This is a genomic window from Enterobacter sp. 120016 (genome assembly GCF_018383635.1).
In the GTDB taxonomy this organism is placed as follows: domain Bacteria; phylum Pseudomonadota; class Gammaproteobacteria; order Enterobacterales; family Enterobacteriaceae; genus Enterobacter; species Enterobacter asburiae_D.
In genome coordinates this window covers 1-379 of sequence record NZ_JAHAWC010000050.1, presented here as the reverse complement: position 1 = coordinate 379, position 379 = coordinate 1, and the positions used below count along the sequence as shown (strand labels likewise).

General features: G+C 66.5%; 1 protein-coding gene. It reads left to right on the top strand.

Annotated elements, in window-relative coordinates; all coding sequences use genetic code 11:
* Nucleotide 1: 1 nt before the first annotated feature.
* The coding region (locus KIF87_RS23060; RefSeq protein WP_249666012.1) for a helix-turn-helix domain-containing protein at nucleotides 2-379 on the top strand (378 nt) is incomplete at its 3' end.

The window sequence follows — 379 nt, the reverse complement described above, 5'->3', positions numbered from 1 at the left end:
TTTGTTCGCCTCGCAGGACGGGGCGAACATCCGTTCCCTCTGCCGTCGCTTCGGCATTTCACCTGCCACCGCCTACAAGTGGCTTCGCCGCTGGGGGGAGGAAGGTGCCGCCGGCCTTCAGGACCGCCCGCGCATACCGCACCATTCCCCTAACCGCTCGTCAGACGACATCACAGCCCTGCTGCGCATGGCACATGACCGCCATGAACGCTGGGGAGCCCGCAAGATTAAGCGCTGGCTCGAGGACCAGGGGCACCGCATGCCCGCCTTCAGCACCGTCCATCACCTGATGGCCCGCCATGGCATGCTGCCGGGCGTTTCACCGGGCATTCCCCCCACGGGACGGTTCGAACATGACGCGCCGAACCGCCTCTGGCAG